17 protein-coding genes are annotated in these 18233 nt (G+C 59.9%); 9 read left to right on the top strand and 8 right to left on the bottom strand.

Features of this window, described 5'->3' with window-relative positions; genetic code table 11:
* Positions 1–59: 59 nt before the first annotated feature.
* The 5 genes from F6X24_RS08300 to F6X24_RS08280 are packed head-to-tail and all read right to left on the bottom strand — an operon-like array spanning position 60 to position 3858.
* Positions 60–962: a TIGR03915 family putative DNA repair protein gene (locus tag F6X24_RS08300; protein ID WP_151087559.1), complete on the bottom strand. Its 903-nt coding sequence runs from the start codon at positions 960–962 to the stop codon at positions 60–62.
* Positions 963–1001: 39 nt separating this feature from the next.
* Positions 1002–1865: an alpha/beta fold hydrolase gene (locus F6X24_RS08295; protein WP_151087558.1), complete on the bottom strand. Its 864-nt coding sequence runs from the start codon at positions 1863–1865 to the stop codon at positions 1002–1004.
* A 33-nt stretch (positions 1866–1898) separates the two neighbouring features.
* Complete coding sequence (locus F6X24_RS08290) at positions 1899–2117, bottom strand: hypothetical protein (protein WP_151087557.1); 219 nt, start codon at positions 2115–2117, stop codon at positions 1899–1901.
* Between the two features lie 57 nt (positions 2118–2174).
* The gene (locus tag F6X24_RS08285; protein WP_151087556.1) at positions 2175–2558 is read right to left on the bottom strand and encodes a hypothetical protein; all 384 of its coding nucleotides are present in this window, start codon (positions 2556–2558) and stop codon (positions 2175–2177) included.
* Between the two features lie 31 nt (positions 2559–2589).
* A complete protein-coding gene (locus F6X24_RS08280) occupies positions 2590–3858 on the bottom strand; it encodes a putative DNA modification/repair radical SAM protein (protein ID WP_151087555.1) in 1269 nt (422 codons plus the stop codon).
* Between the two features lie 267 nt (positions 3859–4125).
* On the opposite strand from F6X24_RS08280, the gene F6X24_RS08275 reads away from it, so the two are divergent.
* Complete coding sequence (locus F6X24_RS08275) at positions 4126–6072, top strand: BamA/TamA family outer membrane protein (RefSeq protein ID WP_151087554.1); 1947 nt, start codon at positions 4126–4128, stop codon at positions 6070–6072.
* Positions 6073–6083: 11 nt separating this feature from the next.
* On the opposite strand, the gene F6X24_RS08270 is transcribed toward F6X24_RS08275, so the two are convergent.
* The gene (locus tag F6X24_RS08270) at positions 6084–6566 is read right to left on the bottom strand and encodes an energy transducer TonB (RefSeq protein WP_151087553.1); all 483 of its coding nucleotides are present in this window, start codon (positions 6564–6566) and stop codon (positions 6084–6086) included.
* Positions 6567–6857: 291 nt separating this feature from the next.
* On the opposite strand from F6X24_RS08270, the gene F6X24_RS08265 reads away from it, so the two are divergent.
* The 8 genes from F6X24_RS08265 (at position 6858) to trpA (ending at position 14801) form a co-directional block, all read left to right on the top strand.
* Positions 6858–7694 (top strand): CvfB family protein, encoded by an 837-nt coding sequence (locus F6X24_RS08265; RefSeq protein WP_151087552.1) that lies wholly within the window; start codon positions 6858–6860, stop codon positions 7692–7694.
* Between the two features lie 298 nt (positions 7695–7992).
* On the top strand, positions 7993–9435 hold the full coding sequence (locus F6X24_RS08260) for an anthranilate synthase component I family protein (protein ID WP_151087551.1): 1443 nt from the start codon (positions 7993–7995) through the stop codon (positions 9433–9435).
* Between the two features lie 134 nt (positions 9436–9569).
* Positions 9570–10142, top strand: a complete 573-nt coding sequence (locus tag F6X24_RS08255) for an anthranilate synthase component II (RefSeq protein WP_151087550.1) — start codon at positions 9570–9572, stop codon at positions 10140–10142.
* A 119-nt stretch (positions 10143–10261) separates the two neighbouring features.
* Entirely contained in the window at positions 10262–11257 is a 996-nt protein-coding gene (gene trpD / locus F6X24_RS08250) for an anthranilate phosphoribosyltransferase (RefSeq protein WP_151087549.1), read from the top strand.
* Positions 11258–11282: 25 nt separating this feature from the next.
* Positions 11283–12089, top strand: coding sequence for an indole-3-glycerol phosphate synthase TrpC (gene trpC, locus F6X24_RS08245; protein ID WP_151087548.1), 807 nt, complete (start codon positions 11283–11285; stop codon positions 12087–12089).
* Between the two features lie 6 nt (positions 12090–12095).
* Entirely contained in the window at positions 12096–12734 is a 639-nt protein-coding gene (locus F6X24_RS08240) for a phosphoribosylanthranilate isomerase (protein WP_151089555.1), read from the top strand.
* 35 nt (positions 12735–12769) lie between these two features.
* The gene (trpB, locus tag F6X24_RS08235) at positions 12770–13975 is read left to right on the top strand and encodes a tryptophan synthase subunit beta (protein ID WP_151087547.1); all 1206 of its coding nucleotides are present in this window, start codon (positions 12770–12772) and stop codon (positions 13973–13975) included.
* 34 nt (positions 13976–14009) lie between these two features.
* Positions 14010–14801 carry a tryptophan synthase subunit alpha gene (gene trpA / locus F6X24_RS08230; protein WP_151087546.1) on the top strand — a complete coding sequence of 264 codons (792 nt, stop codon included), beginning with the start codon at positions 14010–14012 and terminating at the stop codon, positions 14799–14801.
* Positions 14802–14868: 67 nt separating this feature from the next.
* Here the strand turns inward: trpA and F6X24_RS08225 are convergent, their stop codons facing one another.
* The gene (locus F6X24_RS08225; protein ID WP_151087545.1) at positions 14869–15264 is read right to left on the bottom strand and encodes a hypothetical protein; all 396 of its coding nucleotides are present in this window, start codon (positions 15262–15264) and stop codon (positions 14869–14871) included.
* A gap of 14 nt (positions 15265–15278) precedes the next feature.
* Positions 15279–18131, bottom strand: coding sequence for an excinuclease ABC subunit UvrA (gene uvrA, locus F6X24_RS08220; RefSeq protein ID WP_151087544.1), 2853 nt, complete (start codon positions 18129–18131; stop codon positions 15279–15281).
* Positions 18132–18233: the final 102 nt, after the last annotated feature.

Below are 18233 nucleotides of genomic sequence, written 5' to 3'. Positions count from 1 at the left end.
GTATTCAGGCTGCAAGTTAGAAGGCGGTAGCCCCAGTAGCGCAAAATACCCAGCCCGCGCTACTGCGAGCGCTTGTTTTTGATGGGTTCAAAGCGGCGCTCGCGGGGCTGCTTCTCACTCAGGTATTTCCAGTAGCGCTTCGGAATGTGGCGCTGGTGCAGCCTGAGGTTCTTGCGCTCGGGAATGTTGACGTGGTCGAAATACGCCTGCCACAAAATTTTAAACAGTGGCTCGCGCTCATCGAGCACCGTGGCTGCCACCTCGCCGCGCCGGCTGGGCTGCCCGGCAGCCTCAAACTCCACAATGGTCGTGCGGGTCAGGTCGTAGTACAAGCCGTAGCGGCGTTTGCGGTCAAAAATCAGCCAGCGCTGGTCGGCGTAGCGCTTCGTAAAATGACTGGCAATAAGCGGCAACACATCGAAATCGGGCTCGATAGTAGCGTGAAACAGCCCGTCCTGGGCCTTCTCAAATCGCACAAACGCTTCCATGCGGTGCTTTTCGCGGAAAAGCTGCTGGGCCAGGCGCTGCATCCGGCGCACGGTTGCATCGGCATAGTTGTCGGAAATATCGCGGCCGGCCCGCAGCGCCATATCCGCGTAGCGGAATAGTAAGAGCTCCCGCTCAGGGTCTTCGCTCAAAAAAACGTGGTAGAGCCGCGCCCGCGCCGGTTCGGGCATAAAGCGCAGCAGGCCATCCCAGGTGCGGGTAGCCAGTACCTCGTCGGTGTCGATGGCGACCGGCTGGGCAAACAAGCCACCCTGCGCCGTACCTGCCGCCTGAATACTATTGGGGGCCGACTTGCGGTCGTATACCCGAAACAGCACCGTAAGCAGGCCCTCAAATGAGCCGTCGTAGGTATAGTCGGCGGGCGGGTTGCGCAGCTCGGGTGCGACCGGGCGGGCAGCGACCGGGCCAACGCCGGTGCTGCCACCGCCAGAAATCAGACGCAGAGAAGAAGCCACAGAATATAGCAAAAAGTTAATAAATACCGCGTCGCCGAATTAAGCTAAAAAACCAGTTAATAAAGAATTTACGGCGTCAGCTTCTTCCAACTGCACCCAGTGGCTGGCCTGCAGAAAGTAATGTAGCTGACCCTGAGCGCACAACGCTATGCTAAGCTCGGCCAGTCGGGCCGCCAGAAAAACATCTTGCCTGCCCCAGATAAGCTGCACCGGCACGCGCACCCGAACGGGGCGCTGCCGTGGCATACCCGCTCCGTAGCGCAGGGCGCGGTACCAGTTTAGCATACTGGTTAGTGCCTGCGGCTGCGCCCAGGCTTGCTTATACTGTTCGAGGTCGGCCGCGCTAAACGTGCCGGGGCGGCTGGTACGCAGCAGACTCTGCACCCCAAAATGCCAGCTGCGCCTGCGAAACAGCTTTTCAGGTAGCCAGGGTAGTTGAAAAAAGAGCATGTACCAGCTCCGCAGCAGCTGGCCGGGCACGCGCCACAAAGCCCTGGGCAGCACGGCCGGGTGCGGTACATTCAGAATCGCCACGCGCCGCACTCGGTCGGCGTGATAGGTGGCCAGGTACCAGGCCACCAGGCCGCCCCAGTCGTGGCCCACAACGGCAGCCTGCGGCCGGCCGGCCGCATCCAGCAGGCCGATAATATCGGCTGCCAGCGTGGGCAGCCGGTAAGCCCAACTACCGGCGGGCTTATCGCTCAGGTTATAGCCCCGCTGGTCGGGTGCCCACACCCGGCAGCCCGCCGTGGCCAGGGCTGGCAGCTGCCGGCGCCAGCTGTACCAGAATTCGGGAAAGCTATGCAGGAGGATAACCAGTGGCCCCGCAACGGGGCCGCACTGCACTACGTGCAGCTGCTGGCCATTGGTGTGCACAGTATGGTGTTCCAGGGGATAGTCCATCTGCTTACCGTACTGCTTGACCGAGCCGCAAGGTTACGCGGCCACATCGGGCCGCTCAGTGGCAAGCTGAGCCGCGCGGGCGGCATCATGCACCTGCCTGACGAGGGGCAGCAGCTCGGAAATACGGCAGCAGCACGACAGCCGCGGGGCTTTGTCAAAGCCAGCGCCCGGCGAAGCCAGCGCAAGTAAAGGTTCGGCAGCAAGGGAGCCAGCGGCCGACGCGACGGCCGCAGCGCGGTGAGAGATTTTCATGGCAACAAACTGTGAGCGACGCAGCCCTACCGGGGCTGGCCGGGTGAGCACCGATGGCTATTTTACCACCAGCGTATCGGTGATGTAGCCGCTGGCGGCCACAAAGTTCAGGTAGTAGGTACCCACCACTGTGGGCTGGAACGTGTAGGTGGCCTGAAGCGTGCTGCCTGGCGTGGCGCAAGAACAGGAGCTATAGTTGATGTTGACGCCTACCGTGCGTGCGAGCCCGGTAGAGCTAGCCTGCACCGGCATGTTTACCAGCGTACCGCAGCCATTGGCCAGCTGGCAGGTAAGCTGGAAAGCAGCCGGCTGGTTAACTGCCCCGGCGCGGGGCCCGGCAGCACTGACAATGGGGGTAGGCAAAGTCACATTACAGGTGTCGGCACTGTTTTTCTGACAGCTAGTGAGGATAAGCGCAGCAGCCAGCAGATAGTAGCGCATAGCATTGACAAACAACTTGCTGAGTTAAGCTTTACGATGCCTGGGCAAATAAATCGAGCTGCTGCGTAACCAGGGCCGAGCGCGTAGCCTTGCCTCCGAACAGAATCTGGCGGCGCACCTGCTGCTCGCTCAGCTCGCCGAGCCTGGCGGGGGCCATGCCGCGCGCCGTCAGAAAGTGCTTGGCCCGCTTCATCACCACCCCAAACTGCTGCAAGTGCTCGGCCGTGAGGGAAGAAAAGCGGCGGGCCTGCACAATACGCTCGGCCGAGCGCGCCCCTACGCCCGGAATCCGCAGAATCAGGGCCCGGTCGGCCACGTTCACGTCAATCGGAAACAGGTGGCGGTTGCGCAGGGCCCAGGCCAGCTTGGGGTCAATTTCGAGGTCGAGGTACGGGTGCGCGGGGTCGAGTATCTCATCGGCCTCAAAGCCGTAGAAGCGCATCAGCCAGTCGGTTTGGTACAGGCGGTGCTCGCGCACCAGCGGCGGCTGAGTTACCTGCGGCAGACGGGCATCATCCGTCACCGGAACATAGCCCGAATAATATACTCGCTTCAGGCCGTAGCCCTGGTAAAGCGAATCGGAAAGCTTGATGATTTGCAGGTCGTTCTCGCTGCTGGCGCCCACAATAAGCTGGGTGCTTTGGCCGGCGGTGGCAAACTGCGGCACTTTCTTGAAAAGCGCCTTCTCTTCTTTATTCTGAATAATGCCATCCCGAATCTGCCCCATTGGGGTCAGAATCTCCTGGTAGTTCTTCTCCGGCGCCAGGGTGGTCAGGGCCAGCTCCGAGGGCAGCTCGATGTTTACGCTCAGGCGGTCGGCATAGAGGCCGGCTTCCTGAATCAGCTCGGGCGAGGCGCCCGGAATGGTTTTGACGTGGATGTAGCCGTTGAAATTGTGCTCGGTGCGCAGCTTTTTTACAATGCGCACCAGCCGCTCCATGGTGTAGTCGGGTGAGGAGAAAATACCACTGCTTAAAAACAGGCCCTCGATGTAGTTGCGCCGGTAAAAATTGATGGTCAAATCCACCACTTCCTCCACCGTGAAGGCGGCGCGCTTCACGTCGTTCGAGCGGCGCGACACGCAGTACGCGCAGTCGAAAATGCAGTGGTTGGTAAGCAGGATTTTCAGCAGGCTCACGCAGCGGCCATCCTCTGTAAAGCTGTGGCAGATGCCCATACCTTCGGCAGTGCCCAGGCCTTTCTGCTCATTTTTGCGCTTGCCGCCGCTGCTGCTGCACGACACATCGTACTTGGCGGCGTCGGCTAAGATACTTAGCTTTTCCTGAATGCGCTCGTTCATCGTGGCGGCGTGGTTTAGCGAGGGTAAAAGTAGCGCCAGCCACTGATACAGGCAAGCTTTTGATAAGCTAATTTTTTTAGAAAAAGTTTCGATTCAGGCTGATACTACCCGAACCCTACCGAGCAGCTCCGTGCGGGCTATTCCCCACCAAGCGTAAAGACGTCGGCACCGGGTAGGGCAGCAGCTGCACACGCCACCGCTTACGGGCGTAACTTGCGCGTAGTGCCCCTGTGCCCCATGTCCTGCCTTTCAACCCGTCGTTTTTATGTGCTTCTCAGCTGGCTCGTGCTGGCCGGGCTGGCGCGTGCCCATGGGCAGGGCTTTACGCCGCGCATGGCCGTGCCGCCCGACTCGCTGCACGCCTCCGACAAAGCGGCTTCACTGCCCGCCGACTCGCTCGGCCGGCGCTTCGATGAGGAAAGGCTGCGCCTGAGCCTGGAGCGCTACACCCGGCGCAAAACCATTATGGGGCGCGGGCTGGCCGCTTTTTTTCGACTTACCCGCCCCCGGGAAGAAGACCACGGCCTCGACGCGGTGCTGCTAAACCGGCAATTCGACCAGCACAACTTCAAGATTGTGCGCCACGTCATCATTACCCCACTCGATGCCTTTGGCTACAGCCTGAACGACTCGCTGCGGCAGCCGCGCACGTTTTTGGAGAAGTCGGGCAACGCCCTGCACATCCGCACGGCCCGCTCGCGCATCCGGCAGGTGCTGCTGTTCAGGCCCGGCCAGCCGCTGCTGCCCCAGGCCCTGGCCGAAAGTGAGCGCCTGCTGCGCCAGACCGACGAAATTCTGGATGCCCGCGTGCTGGTAAACGAAAAAACTGCCACCCGCGACAGCGTAGACATTATGGTCTATACCACCGATGTATTCAGCTTTACGGGCGGCTACGAGCTGCGTGGCGGGCCTGGGCAGGCCATTGTGATGGCCGGCGACCAGAATTTTCTGGGTCTGGGCCACCAGCTCAGCAATCGCTACCAGTACGGCCGCGACCTGCCCCAAACCTGGGGCTACGAGGCCAACTACCAGGTACCATTCCGCAACTTCGTGTACGCCGAAGGACACTATTATAATGAGTTTGAGTCGCACTCGGGCGGGGTGTCGGTGCGGCGCGACTTTTACTCGCCGAGTACCCGCTGGGCCGGCGCGCTCAATCTCGACGCTTTCAACCTGCACATCGTGCTGCCCCGCGATGCGCCCCCCCTGCCGGGGCAGCTGCCCGACTACCGGGTGCGCTCTTATACCAGCCAGAATCTGTGGGTGGGCCGGGCCTTTCGCCTGCGCTCCTACGACCTGGGCTATGAAAACCCCGGCCGGCTCATTCTGGCGGGCAGCCTGCTCCACGAAAACCACACAACCAACCCGACCGCCACGCCCGAGACTCCGGCGGGCAGCCCCGACGACCGCACCCGCACCCTGGTGCTGGGCTCGGTAGGCTACTCGGTACGCCGCTATTATAAGGACAAGTATCTCTTTGGCTTTGGCCGCACCGAAGATGTGCCGGCCGGCACGCTGCTCAGCTTTACCACCGGCTACGAGATGAACCCCGTAGGCCCGCGCCGCTACTTCGATGCCCGCATTGCGGCGGCCGGCTACTCGGTGCGCCAGGGCTACCTCTACGGCAGCCTCGATTTCGGCACGTTTCAGCGCATCAACGATGGTGGCTGGGAACAGGGCCTGCTCAGTGGCCAGTTTATGTACTTTACGCGCCGCTACCGGGTTGGCAACTACCAAAGCCGGCACTTGCTCAATACCCGCGTTACGGCGGGCTTCAACCGCTACCCGGCCGAGGTACTACTGAGCGGTATCAGCAGCAACCCCGATGGGGTACGGGGCTTTCGGCCCGATGGCCAGATTCTGGCTACCAGCCGCCTGCTGGCCAACTACGAGGGCACGGTTTATACCCCGCTCTCGCTGCTGGGCTTTCGCATGGCGGTGCTGGCTTTTGCCGACATGGCCCTGGTTAATGAGCGCATCGGCGGCGGCTCCCCGTTCGGCGGAGGCAGCCCGCCTTATACCGGCTTTGGCCTGGGCCTGCGCTTTCGCAATGAGCTGACGGTACTGCGCACCTTCCAGTTTTTGCTGGGCTACTATCCACGGGGGCAGCTCACTGCTAATGGCTTACGGATTTTTGAATCAAACCGCGACGCGTATCAGTTTTCGGATTTCAGCTTTGGTCAGCCCAGCGTGGTGCAGTACAGCGCCCAGTAGTGTGGGCCCGGCTACTGAAACGTAATCGGGATGGTGCATGCTACGCGCACCGGGTGGCCGTCCTGCTGGCCGGGCTGCCAGGCCGGCATCAGCCACACCAGGCGCAGGGCTTCCTCATTGAGGCCGTGCCCGGGCCCGCTCACGGTTGAGGCATCGGTGATGCGGCCCTCGGCACTCACTACGAAGCGGATGTAGACTTTTCCGCCAATACTCTGCCGCAGTGCCTCCGACGGATAGCGCAGGTTTTTAGCGAGATACGCCCGAAACGCCGCATCGCCCCCGCTAAACTGGGGTCGCACCTGCGGGTTCACATAAATAGAGTCCGGATTAAAGGCCGGGACGCTGACGGCTGGCACCACTTTCCTGTCGGCACTCACGCTGCTACCTGCCGGTGAGGGCGTAGTCAGGCTCCGCAGGGCGGGAGCCTGGGCCGCAGCCCAGCCCGCCGGAAATACAACTGCTATTGCCAAATAGTACAAAAATCGGGTAATCATTATTGCCAAATAGTTAAGGATTGAGTAAAAAATAATTTCTGAGTACAAATTTACAGCATAGTTCAGCAGGTTGTATGTTATCAATTTGGTCAAAGCAGTTGATGCCTTAATATAATAAATATATTATATTAAAATAATAAACTACTCCGAAACGGGTAAAACTGTTGTATCAACGCTTATCGGTGAGCCGGTGGCCGGCAGGTTGTAATCCGGTTTGGTACCCGCCACGGGGCAGTAGCGCCGGGCACTGGGTTTTTACGCGCAACTTTGTTTTTTATTTCCCTTCCTCCCATGCGTCTCGGTGATTTTAACGACCTCGAAATAGCCCGCGAAGTCAGCATCGGCTTCTACCTGACCAGCGATGATGGCGACCTGCTGCTGCCCGAGAAGTACCGGCCGGTGGGCGCGCACGTCGGCGATGTTATCCGCGTGTTTGTGTACCGCGACTCCGAAGACCGCCTCATTGCCACTACCCTGGAGCCGCTGGCAGTGGTCGATAGCTTTGCCGCGCTTACCGTGCGCGATGTGAGCGCGGCCGGCGCGTTCCTTGATTGGGGCCTCGAAAAAGATTTGCTGCTGCCCCACGCCAACCAGCGCCAGGCCGTGCGCGTGGGCGACCGCGTGCTCGTGTACGTGTACCTCGACGAAGCTACCGACCGCCTCGTGGCCTCGGCAAAATGGCAGCAGTTTCTGAGCCCTGAGCCGTTTGAGGGCGAAGAGAATTCGGCCGTGCAGATACTCATCGCCGAACAAACCCCGCTGGGCTACTCGGTTATCGTAAACGGCACGCACGCTGGTTTACTCTATCAAAATGAGGTATTCAGGCCGCTGCGCGTGGGGGAACTGCTGCCGGGCCACTTGCGGCAGATTCGTCCCGATGGCAAGCTCGACGTGCGCCTCGGCCAGCCCGGCTACGACGAGGTGGGTACTGCCGCCGCCACGGTACTGGCGGCCGTCAGAGCCCGCTCCGACGGCCGCCTGCCGCTCGGCGACAAAAGCCTGGCCGATGATGTGTACCGCCGCCTGGGCATGAGTAAAAAGGTATTCAAGAAGGCGCTGGGCTCACTTTATAAGCAAGGTCTGGTAGAGCTTGGCCCGGAGGAAACCCGCTTAGCATCTGTCGATTAGCTTAGGCGCTTGCAGCACTTAGCTCGCAGGGCCGGCAGACTGCCCGGCTGAGCAACAAGCAAAATTTTTAGCTAAAGAATTTGCTTTTTCAAAAAAGCGTCGTTCCTTTGCCCCCGCAAACCGACTATACCTCATGTCTTTCTTCGCAACCGTTTCGCAAAGCTGGTGGCACTCAACCTTCCCAAGAGGCTGAGCATTAGGCATATATAGTTGGTTGAACCCCCAGAGATTCTCCAAGCCCGCTGCTCACCGCAGCGGGCTTTTTTGTTGTTTCAGTATTTCTACCCGTCCCTTCGCCATGTTGGCCGCTACCGCAACTTCTACCTCCACCATCGTTCACAGCCGGCACCGCCGTCTGCTGGCCGATACCCTCACGCCGGTGAGCCTGTATCTGCGGCTGCGCGACCAGTTTGTGGGCACGTTATTGCTTGAAAGCTCTGATTATCATGGAAATAACAACAGCTTTTCGTACCTCTGCTTTAGCCCGGTGGCGCGCTTTGAGCTGGATAAAAACCAGCTGACCACCCAGCGCCCCGGCCAGCCGGCCAGCACTGCCACGCTGCCCGACCCCCGCCTGGCGCTAACCAAGCTGCGCGAGTTCCGGAGTAGCTTCCGGCCAGCCGAGCCGTCGGGCCTGCCGTTTATTACCAATGGGCTGTTTGGGCACATGGCCTATGAGGCGGTGCAGTATTTTGAGGACGTGGCGCTGCGCGACAAGCCCGCCGCCAGCACGGTGCCGGCTATCGTGTACCAGGCATTTCGCTACGTTATCGCCATCAACCACTTCAAGGACGAGCTGTATTTATTTGAGCATCAATACCTCACTGAAGGCGAGGAGCCGACTGCCGATACGCTCGACCACATCGAGACGCTCATCCAGAACCGCAATTTCGCGACTCACGGCTTCCACCTCACGGGCCAGGAAAGCTCCAATGCGACCGATGCCGAGTACCTGGAGCTGATACGCCTGGGCCAGCACCACTGCCAGCGCGGCGACGTATTTCAGATTGTGCTCTCGCGGCGCTTTCAGCAAGGATTTCAGGGCGATGAGTTTAATGTGTACCGGGCCTTGCGCTCGCTCAATCCCTCGCCCTACCTGTTTTATTTCGACTATGGCAGCTATAAGCTATTCGGCTCCTCGCCCGAGTCGCAGATAGTTATCACTAAAGGGCAGGCTGTGCTTTACCCTATCGCCGGTACTTTTCGCCGCACCGGCGACGACGCGGCTGATGCCCACCTGGCCCAGCAGCTGCTCGACGACCCCAAGGAAACTGCCGAGCACGTGATGCTCGTGGACCTGGCCCGCAACGACCTCAGCCGCCGCTGCGACGTGGTAGCCGTGGAGCGCTTCAAGGAAATTCAGTACTATTCGCACGTTATTCACCTGGTTTCTAAGGTAGTAGGTCAGCTCGGGGCCGATACCGAGCCGCTCGATGTAGTGGGCGAAACCTTTCCGGCCGGCACGCTTTCGGGCGCGCCCAAGTACCGCGCCATCCAGCTCATTGATGAATATGAGAGCACGCAGCGCGGCTTTTATGGCGGCTGCATTGGCGCGCTCGACTTCGGCGGCGACTTCAACCACGCCATCATGATTCGCACGTTCCTCAGCAAAGACAATACGCTGTACTACCAGGCCGGCGCGGGCGTAGTAGCCAAGTCGGTGCCCGAAAGCGAGCTGCAGGAAGTTCACAACAAGCTGGGCGCCCTGCGCGCGGCCTTGCGGCAGGCCGAAAAGGTGTAATTCAAACCGAAAAGAACGTCATGCGGAGCTTGCCGAAGCATCTCGCATGGGGTAGTAATAAAACCGTTCAACGATACGAGCGAGATGCTTCGGCAAGCTCAGCATAACGTTCTAAAAGATAATAGCTTACGGCAATGCCCATTCTTGTTCTCGACAACTACGACTCCTTTACCTACAACCTCGTGTACATGCTGCGCGAGCTGGGTCAGGAAGTGGACGTGTTTCGCAATGATAAAATCAGCCTCGATGAGGTCGATAAGTACTCGCACATCCTGCTCTCGCCGGGCCCTGGCATTCCGAGCGAAGCCGGTATTATGCCCGAGCTGATAAAGCGCTACGCGCCGACCAAGCACATTCTGGGGGTGTGCCTGGGCCACCAGGCCATTGGCGAAGCTTTTGGCGGCCAGCTCACTAACCTGGGCGAAGTGCACCACGGCGTGGCCCACACGCTGCACCAAACGCCGGCTGCGGCGGCCAACCGGCTTTTTAACGACGTGCCCGACAACGTACGCGTGGGCCGCTACCATTCCTGGACTATCGCGCCCGAGGCCATGCCGGCCGAGCTGCGCATCACGGCGCTCGACGAAAACGGCCAGGTGCTGGCCCTCGCTCATCGCGACTATGACGTGCTGGGCGTGCAATTTCACCCCGAGTCGGTGCTGACGGAGCATGGCAAAACCATGCTGGCCAACTGGATAAATGGCTAATATGAAAATGTGCTGATGTGAAAATGTGAAAATTATTTTCGCTAACGCCACGCATTTTCCGCAGCCGGTCATTCGCCTTACGTTTCCACATTTTACATATCTCCCACATTTATAGACTTGTGAAAGACACCCTCAACCACCTCTTTGCCTATCGCACGCTGCCCCAGGAAGAGGCGCACCGCGTGGTACTAGGCATAGCGCAAGGGCTATATAACCCCGCGCAGATTGCCGCCTTCCTCACCGTGTACCTCATGCGCAGCGTGACGGTGGAGGAGCTGGCCGGCTTTCGCAACGCGCTGCTGGAGCTGTGCCGCCCCGTCGACTTGGGCGGCATCGACGCGATGGATGTGTGCGGCACCGGCGGCGATGGCCGCAACACCTTCAATATCTCTACTTTATCGGCGTTTGTGGTGGCCGGCGCAGGCCAGCCGGTGGCCAAGCACGGCAACCACGGCGTGTCAAGTATCAGCGGCAGCAGCACGGTGCTGGAGCACATGGGCGTAAAGTTTACGGCCGATAACGATGCGCTCCGGCGCCAGCTCGACGAGGCCAATATCTGCTTTTTGCACGCGCCGCTGTTTCACCCGGCCTTGAAAAACGTGGCGTCGCTGCGCAAAGAGCTGGGCGTTAAGACCTTTTTTAATATGTTGGGGCCGCTCGTGAACCCGGCCCGGCCGCGCTTGCAGCTGGTGGGCGTGTTCAGCCTGGAGCTGGCGCGGCTCTACGCTTACCTGCATCAGCAGGAAGCGGGGCGCGAATTTCTCATCGTACACAGTCTCGATGGGTATGATGAGGTGTCGCTGACGGGGCCCGTGAAGCTCATCAGCCGGCAGGGTGAGGAGCTGCTTTCGCCCGCCGACCTGGGTTTGCCCGCCACTACGCCCGCGGCGCTGTTTGGTGGCGATACAGTGGCCGAGGCAGCGCATATTTTTCAGCGCGTACTCCGCAACGAAGCACCGGCCGCCCACCGCAACGCCGTGCTTGCCAACGCCGCGCTGGCCCTGCGCACGGCCGGCCGCGCCGCCAATGCCGCCGAGGGCCTGGCACTGGCCGCCGAGTCGCTGGACAGTGGCCGGGCCCGGCAGGCTTTTGAGAAGTTGTTGGCACTTAGCTAATTACTGGATAATTCGAAAAATACGCATGACTATCCTCGATAAAATAGTTGCCGAAAAGCGCCAGGAAGTAGCCCAGCGGGAAGCAGAAGCTCCGACCGCGCAGCTGGAACAGCTGCCGCTGTTCACGCGTCCGGTCCTGTCGGCGCGGGCAGCACTTACCGCGGCGGGCTCTACTGGCATCATTGCCGAGTTTAAGCGCCGCTCGCCCTCCAAGGGCGTGATTAATGACACGGCCGAGGCAGGTGCTACCACGGCCGGCTACGCAGCGGCAGGCGCGGCGGTGCTGTCGGTACTCACCGATGAGCCGTTTTTTGGCGGCACGCCCGCCGACCTGCAAGCGGCACGAACCGCCTGCCCCGGTACGCCAATTCTGCGCAAAGATTTCATTATCAGCGAGTATCAGATAACCGAGGCGCGGGCGCTGGGAGCCGATTTGGTGCTGCTCATTGCCTCCTGCCTCACGCCGGCCGAGGTTGTTCAATTCAGCCGGTTTGCCCACGCGCTGGGGCTGGAGGTGCTACTCGAAGTACATGACGAAAACGAGCTGCGCAGCCACCTCACCAACTCGGTCGATTTGGTAGGCGTGAATAACCGCAACCTGGCCACCTTTGCCACCGATGTGGATACGTCGGCGCGGCTGGCGGCCCTCATTCCCAATCACTTCGTGCGGGTAGCCGAAAGCGGCTTGCAGCACGCCAGCACCATTCTAGCATTACGCCAGGCCGGCTACCAGGGCTTTCTTATCGGCGAAACATTTATGAAGACTGCCGACCCGGCGGCGGCGCTGACTGGCTTGGTGGCCGAACTATCTGCTCCCGTTTCAGTTTCTTAGGCTGTGATGCAAGTCAAAATCTGCGGTATGCGCGAGGCGGCCAACCTATGGGCCATAGCCACTTTAAGCCCTGATTTTCTGGGATTTATCTTCTATCCTAAATCAGTCCGCTACGTGGGCGATAGCCTCACCCCCGCCGAGATGCGCGGCCTGCCCGCAACCGTACGCAAGGTGGGCGTATTCGTCGATGCGCCGCTTTCGGAGCTGCTGATTACGGCCACCCGCTACGGCCTCGACTACGTGCAGCTGCACGGTCACGAAGCACCGGCTTATTGCCGCGCGGTGAAGCAGAACTCCTTACCTATCATCAAGGCTTTTTCGATAGATGAAACCTTTGATTTCAGCACTTTAGCTGAATATGCTCCCTTCTGCGACTACTTTTTGTTTGACACCAAGGGCGCGCATCCCGGCGGCAACGGCGTAGCATTTGATTGGCGGGTGCTGGCCAACTACCACGGCGCTACCCACTTCCTGCTGAGTGGCGGCCTGGGGCCCGACAATGCTGCCGACTTACTGAATTTCCATCATCCGCAGCTGGCTGGCTATGACTTTAACAGCAAGCTGGAAAGTGCCCCTGGTCTGAAGGACATCGAGGCCACCCGCACGCTGCTGGCCCGCCTGCACGAGTCGCCGGCTACTTATTAACTGCTAATTGCTCACTATCAACTGCTACCTGATTTATGACACTCACCGCTCCCTCCCCCTACCGCGTCGATGCGGCCGGCTACTACGGCACCTTTGGCGGGGCCTACGTGCCCGAAATGCTATACCCGAACGTGGAAGAGCTGCGCGATAACTACCTGCGCATCATCGAAGACCCGGGGTTTCAGCGCGAGTTTACGCAGCTGCTGACCGACTACGTGGGCCGGCCCACCCCGCTGTTTCTGGCAGAGCGGCTGTCGGAACACATAGGGACTACAATATACTTAAAGCGCGAGGACCTGTGCCACACCGGCGCGCATAAAATCAACAATACCATCGGGCAGATTCTGGTGGCCAAGCGCCTGGGCAAGCGCCGCATCGTGGCCGAAACCGGCGCTGGTCAGCACGGCGTAGCCACGGCCACTGTGTGCGCCCTCATGGGCCTGGAGTGCATCGTGTACATGGGCGCCGTGGATATCGAGCGCCAGCGCCCCAACGTGGACCGGATGCGCATGCTCGGGGCCCAGGTAGTGCCCGCCCGTAGCGGCAGCCAAACCCTGAAAGACGCTACCAATGAGGCTATGCGCCACTGGATTAGCAATCCTACCGATACGCACTACATCATCGGCTCGGTAGTGGGGCCGCACCCCTACCCTGATATGGTTTCGCGGTTTCAGTCGGTGATTTCGGCCGAGATTATTCGCCAGCTGCTGCACCAGACCGGCCGCGCCACCCCCGATTTTGTGCTGGCCTGCGTGGGCGGCGGCTCCAACGCGGCGGGCGCGTTTTACCACTACCTCGACGAGCCCAGCGTGCGCCTGATTGCGGCCGAAGCCGCTGGCCAGGGCATCGATACCGGCCACTCGGCCGCCACTACGGCACTGGGCAAACCCGGTATCCTGCACGGGGCCAGCACTATTCTGATGCAAACCGAGGACGGGCAGGTGACGGAGCCTTATTCCATCTCGGCGGGCCTCGACTACCCCGGTATCGGGCCGCAGCACGCGCAGCTGTTTGCCACGGGCCGCGCCGAGTTTCTGTCAATTACCGACAAGGCGGCGCTCGATGCCGCGTTCCAGCTCAGCCGGCTCGAAGGCATTATTCCGGCCCTGGAAACGGCGCACGCCCTGGCTTGCCTGCCGCTCATCGGCGCTAAAAAGGACGACGTAGTGGTGGTGTGCCTCTCGGGCCGCGGCGATAAAGACCTGGCTACCTACACCAAGCACCTGGAGGAATATTCTTAACGTTTTTCAGCGCGAAGCTTCGCGCTACTCAGCCATGAACCGCCTTACCAAGCTCTTTCAGCACAAAACCGCCGACGTACTCAACGTTTATTTCACCGCCGGCTTTCCGCAGCTCAACGATACGGTGCCCGTGCTGCGGGCTCTGCAGGAGGCCGGGGCCGACCTTGTGGAAATCGGTATGCCGTACTCCGACCCGGTGGCCGACGGCGAAACCATTCAGCGCAGCAACCAGCAGGCCCTCGAAAACGGCATGACCGTCGGCAAGCTTTTTGAGCAGTTACAAGATATTCGCCAGCAAGGCATTACGGTTCCTATCCTGCTCATGGGCTACCTCAACCCGGTAGTGCAGTTTGGCGTGGAGAAATTCTGCCAGCATTGCCAGGTCGTGGGCATTGATGGGGTGATTCTGCCCGACCTCCCGCTCGAAGTGTACGAGCGGGAATACCGGCCCTTGTTTGCCGAATACGGCCTGAAGGCAGTTTTCCTCGTGACGCCGCAAACCAGCGCCGCCCGCGTGCGCCAGCTCGACGCCCTGGCCGATGGCTTCATCTACCTCGTGGCCGCCGCCGGTACTACCGGTGCCCAAACCGATATGAACGCCGACGTGGATGCCTACCTGAGCCGCACCAAGGCACTGGGTTTGCGCAACCCCACGCTAGTGGGCTTCGGCATCAGCGACGCGGCCAGCTTTGCGGCAGCCAGCCGGCACACCACGGGCGCCATCATCGGCAGCGCGTTTATCCGGCTCTTGCAACAAACTCCGGCCGGTGAGCGCACCGCCGCCATCCACGACTTTGTGGCCGGCATCCGGCCGGTGCCGGCGTAGTTGTTACAATTGCTCATTCGCCAAAGCCCGTCACTGCGTGCCGCACGACGGGCTTTTTGCGCTACGCTCACCGCAACGGATAACGCGCAAACGTGACGTTGCCCATCACTTCCTTCTCGTACTTCGCCAGGCAGTAGCGGTCGAATTCGGCATCGAAATTTACGCTGCCGGGCCGCACGGATTTCGGCGCCGGCTGCCCTTGCCGAAAGAAATACACCTTGGTATTACCATATTTTGTGTAGGGCATAAAATCGCCATACTGTCGCATCTCGCGCCACAGCGTGTCGGCCACCGTTACGGCATACACGCGCACGATGGGACCCGTATTATTCTCGTTGCGGTAAAGAGCAGCTTCCTGAAAATTACCCTTCAGGTCTCCCACGCCCGGCTGGCTGAAGGAGTCGTAAACAAACCAGCCAAGTAGCAGGGCCAGCGCCGCGAGGGCAAGGTATTTAGGCTTCATATTCGGCGAGCTGCCTACGACAGCGGATTAACTTTCTCCGCCAGAAACCGCGCCGTATGGTTGGTATCCTTAAGCTTCACCAGCTGCTCGGGCGTGCCTTCGAAGAGCAGGTGCCCGCCGTTAATGCCACCTTCGGGGCCGAGGTCGATGAGCCAGTCGGCACACTTGATAATGTCCATGTTGTGCTCGATAATGAGTACCGAGTTGCCCTGCTCCACCAGCGCGTTCAGGGCACCTAGCAGTTTGGCTATATCGTGAAAATGCAATCCAGTGCTCGGCTCATCGAAGATAAACAGAATTTTATCCTGCTGCAGCGTAGCACCTTTGGTAAGGAAGCTGGCCAGCTTCACGCGCTGGGCTTCGCCACCCGAAAGCGTATTGGCCGACTGCCCGAGGCGGATGTAGCCCAGCCCCACGTTGAGCAGCGGCTGCAGGCGCTCGGCCACCTTGGGCTGGCTTTTGAAGAACTCGACGGCGTCTTCGACCGTCAGGTCCAGCACTTCGTAGATATTCTTTTCCTGGAATTTAATTTCCAGAATATCCTGCTTGAATTTGTGGCCGCCGCAGCTTTCGCAGGTCAGGTAAATGTCGGCCATGAACTGCATCTCGATTTTGACCTGGCCCTCGCCCTGGCACACCTCGCAGCGCCCGCCTTCCACGTTGAACGAGAAATGCGAGGGCTTGTAGCCCCGCGCCTTGGCCAGCGGCTGCTCCGAAAACAGCGTCCGGATGGTGTCGTAAGCCTTTACATAAGTCACCGGGTTTGAGCGCGACGACTTGCCAATGGGATTCTGGTCCACAAACTCGACGTGCGTTACCTGGCCATTCACGCCCAGCAGCTTATCAAACTTGCCCGTAGTTTCGCCCGCGCCGCCACCCAGCTGCTTCATCAGCGCCGGGGCCAGAATGCGCCGGATGAGCGTCGATTTGCCCGAGCCCGATACACCGGTCACCACCGTCATCACACCCAGCGGAATCTTGACACTCACATTTTTAAGGTTGTTTTCGCGGGCGCCGGTCAGCTCCAGGGCGTTGCGCCAGGGCCGGCGCACGGCCGGCACCGCTACTTCGAGCTGGCCGCTGAGGTATTTGCCGGTATAGGTTTCGGTGTCTTGCAGCAGCTCGGCGTAGGTGCCCTGAAACATGAGGTTGCCCCCGCCGCTACCGGCTTCGGGGCCGATATCAATAATCTGGTCGGCAGCCTCCATCATTTTCTCTTCGTGCTCCACTACCACCACCGTGTTGCCCAGCTCTTGCAGGGAGCGCAACACGCCAATAAGCTGCTCGGCATCTTTGGGGTGCAACCCAATACTAGGCTCATCGAGCACGTACATCGAGCCCACCAGCGCCGAGCCCAGCGAAGTAGCTAGCGAAATGCGTTGGCTTTCGCCCCCACTCAGCGTGTTGCTCAGGCGGTTGAGGGTAAGGTAGCCCAAGCCCACCCGGTCGAGGTAGCCGAGGCGGTTGGTAATTTCGGCCAGCAGGCGGTCGGCCACCTTCTGCTCGTGCTCGGGCAGACTTAAGTTCCGGAAAAAATCCAAAGCCTGGGTAATGGGCAGCAATACCAAATCGGTGATGCTACGGCCGTCAATTGTCACGTACTGGGCATCCTTGCGCAGGCGCGTGCCGCGGCAGTCGGGGCATACCGTGCGGCCCCGGTAGCGGCTTTGCAGCACCCGGTACTGAATCTTATGCGTTTGCTCTGCTACCCATTTAAAGTACGCGTCCAGTCCTTCAAAGTACTTATTGCCAGTCCATAGCAGGCGCTGCTCGGCGGCACTCAGGTCGTTGTAGGGGCGATGAATAGGAAAGTCGAACCGAATACCATTCTTGAGCAGCGGCTTCAGCCACTCGCCCTGCTTTTCGGTGCGCCAGGGTGCGATGGCACCTTCATACACCGTCATGCTTTTGTCGGGAATTACCAAATCTTCGTCGATGCCCAGCACGGAGCCAAAGCCTTCGCAGGTATGGCAGGCACCGTACGAGTTGTTGAAGGAGAAGAAGTTAACACTCGGCTCCTCAAACACCATTCCATCCAGCTCAAACTTATCGGAGAAAGTGCGCGTCTCATTGTCGAGCTTTACAAGGCAGGTACCGTGACCTTCGAAGAAGGCCGTCTGCACCGAGTCCGACAGCCGAAAGTACAAGTCTTCGTCGCCGTGCTGCACGGCCGAGCGGTCAATCAGGATATAGATGTCGCCTTCTACCTCCGGCTTACCCTCACCGATAAGGTCCTCAATAAAAGCATTTTCACCATTGGCCAGCACTACGCGGCCGTAGCCTTTCTGCAAGAGCAAATCCAGCTCCTTGCTCATGGGCCGGCCGGGCTCGGTGCGCAGCAGCGGGGCCAGAATGGTCACGCGCGTATCGGCCGGCAGGCTGAACAGATAATCGACTACATCCGTCACGCTATCCTTGCGCACCTGCTCCCCACTCACGGGCGAATAGGTGCGGCCCACGCGGGCAAACAGCAGCTTCAAATAATCATAAATCTCCGTACTGGTGCCGACCGTCGAGCGGTTGTTCTTGATGCTGACTTTCTGCTCGATGGCGATGGCCGGCGAGATGCCCCGAATGTAATCCACATCGGGCTTGTCCATGCGGCCCAGAAACTGCCGGGCGTAGCTGCTCAGGCTTTCTACGTACATACGCTGGCCTTCAGCGTAAAGCGTATCAAAAGCCAGGCTCGATTTGCCTGAGCCCGAAAGGCCCGTGACGACGATAAACTTGTTGCGCGGCAGGGCTACGCTCAGGTTTTTGAGGTTATGGACGCGCGCATTTTTGATAACAATAAACTGGCGCGGGTCGAGGTGGTCGATAGCATCGGAGGCCGGAGCGGCTACTTGCAGAGCGGAATTGTCGGACATGACTAGACTAACCGTACGAACGGGGCGGAAGGTTTCGGACGCGGAGCACAAAGGTCGGGATGAATGCGGCCCTAGTCCATAAGGCTTGTATACTTATACTTG

It is taken from the genome of Hymenobacter baengnokdamensis, from assembly GCF_008728635.1.
Classification (GTDB): Bacteria; Bacteroidota; Bacteroidia; order Cytophagales; family Hymenobacteraceae; genus Hymenobacter; species Hymenobacter baengnokdamensis.
The sequence above is the reverse complement of the archived record's forward strand: the minus strand, read 5'-3'. Positions and strand labels throughout refer to the sequence as shown.

Excerpts from the sequence above, each read along its gene's own strand:
- F6X24_RS08295 (WP_151087558.1), bottom strand. The coding sequence starts at position 1,865 with ATGGACTATCCCCTGGAACACCATACTGTGCACACCAATGGCCAGCAG.
- F6X24_RS08290 (WP_151087557.1), bottom strand. The coding sequence starts at position 2,117 with ATGAAAATCTCTCACCGCGCTGCGGCCGTCGCGTCGGCCGCTGGCTCC.
- F6X24_RS08285 (WP_151087556.1), bottom strand. The coding sequence starts at position 2,558 with ATGCGCTACTATCTGCTGGCTGCTGCGCTTATCCTCACTAGCTGTCAG.
- F6X24_RS08280 (WP_151087555.1), bottom strand. The coding sequence starts at position 3,858 with ATGAACGAGCGCATTCAGGAAAAGCTAAGTATCTTAGCCGACGCCGCC.
- F6X24_RS08270 (WP_151087553.1), bottom strand. The coding sequence starts at position 6,566 with ATGATTACCCGATTTTTGTACTATTTGGCAATAGCAGTTGTATTTCCG.
- F6X24_RS08265 (WP_151087552.1), top strand. The coding sequence starts at position 6,858 with ATGCGTCTCGGTGATTTTAACGACCTCGAAATAGCCCGCGAAGTCAGC.
- F6X24_RS08260 (WP_151087551.1), top strand. The coding sequence starts at position 7,993 with ATGTTGGCCGCTACCGCAACTTCTACCTCCACCATCGTTCACAGCCGG.
- F6X24_RS08255 (WP_151087550.1), top strand. The coding sequence starts at position 9,570 with ATGCCCATTCTTGTTCTCGACAACTACGACTCCTTTACCTACAACCTC.
- trpC (WP_151087548.1), top strand. The coding sequence starts at position 11,283 with ATGACTATCCTCGATAAAATAGTTGCCGAAAAGCGCCAGGAAGTAGCC.
- F6X24_RS08240 (WP_151089555.1), top strand. The coding sequence starts at position 12,096 with ATGCAAGTCAAAATCTGCGGTATGCGCGAGGCGGCCAACCTATGGGCC.
- trpB (WP_151087547.1), top strand. The coding sequence starts at position 12,770 with ATGACACTCACCGCTCCCTCCCCCTACCGCGTCGATGCGGCCGGCTAC.
- trpA (WP_151087546.1), top strand. The coding sequence starts at position 14,010 with ATGAACCGCCTTACCAAGCTCTTTCAGCACAAAACCGCCGACGTACTC.
- F6X24_RS08225 (WP_151087545.1), bottom strand. The coding sequence starts at position 15,264 with ATGAAGCCTAAATACCTTGCCCTCGCGGCGCTGGCCCTGCTACTTGGC.
- uvrA (WP_151087544.1), bottom strand. The coding sequence starts at position 18,131 with ATGTCCGACAATTCCGCTCTGCAAGTAGCCGCTCCGGCCTCCGATGCT.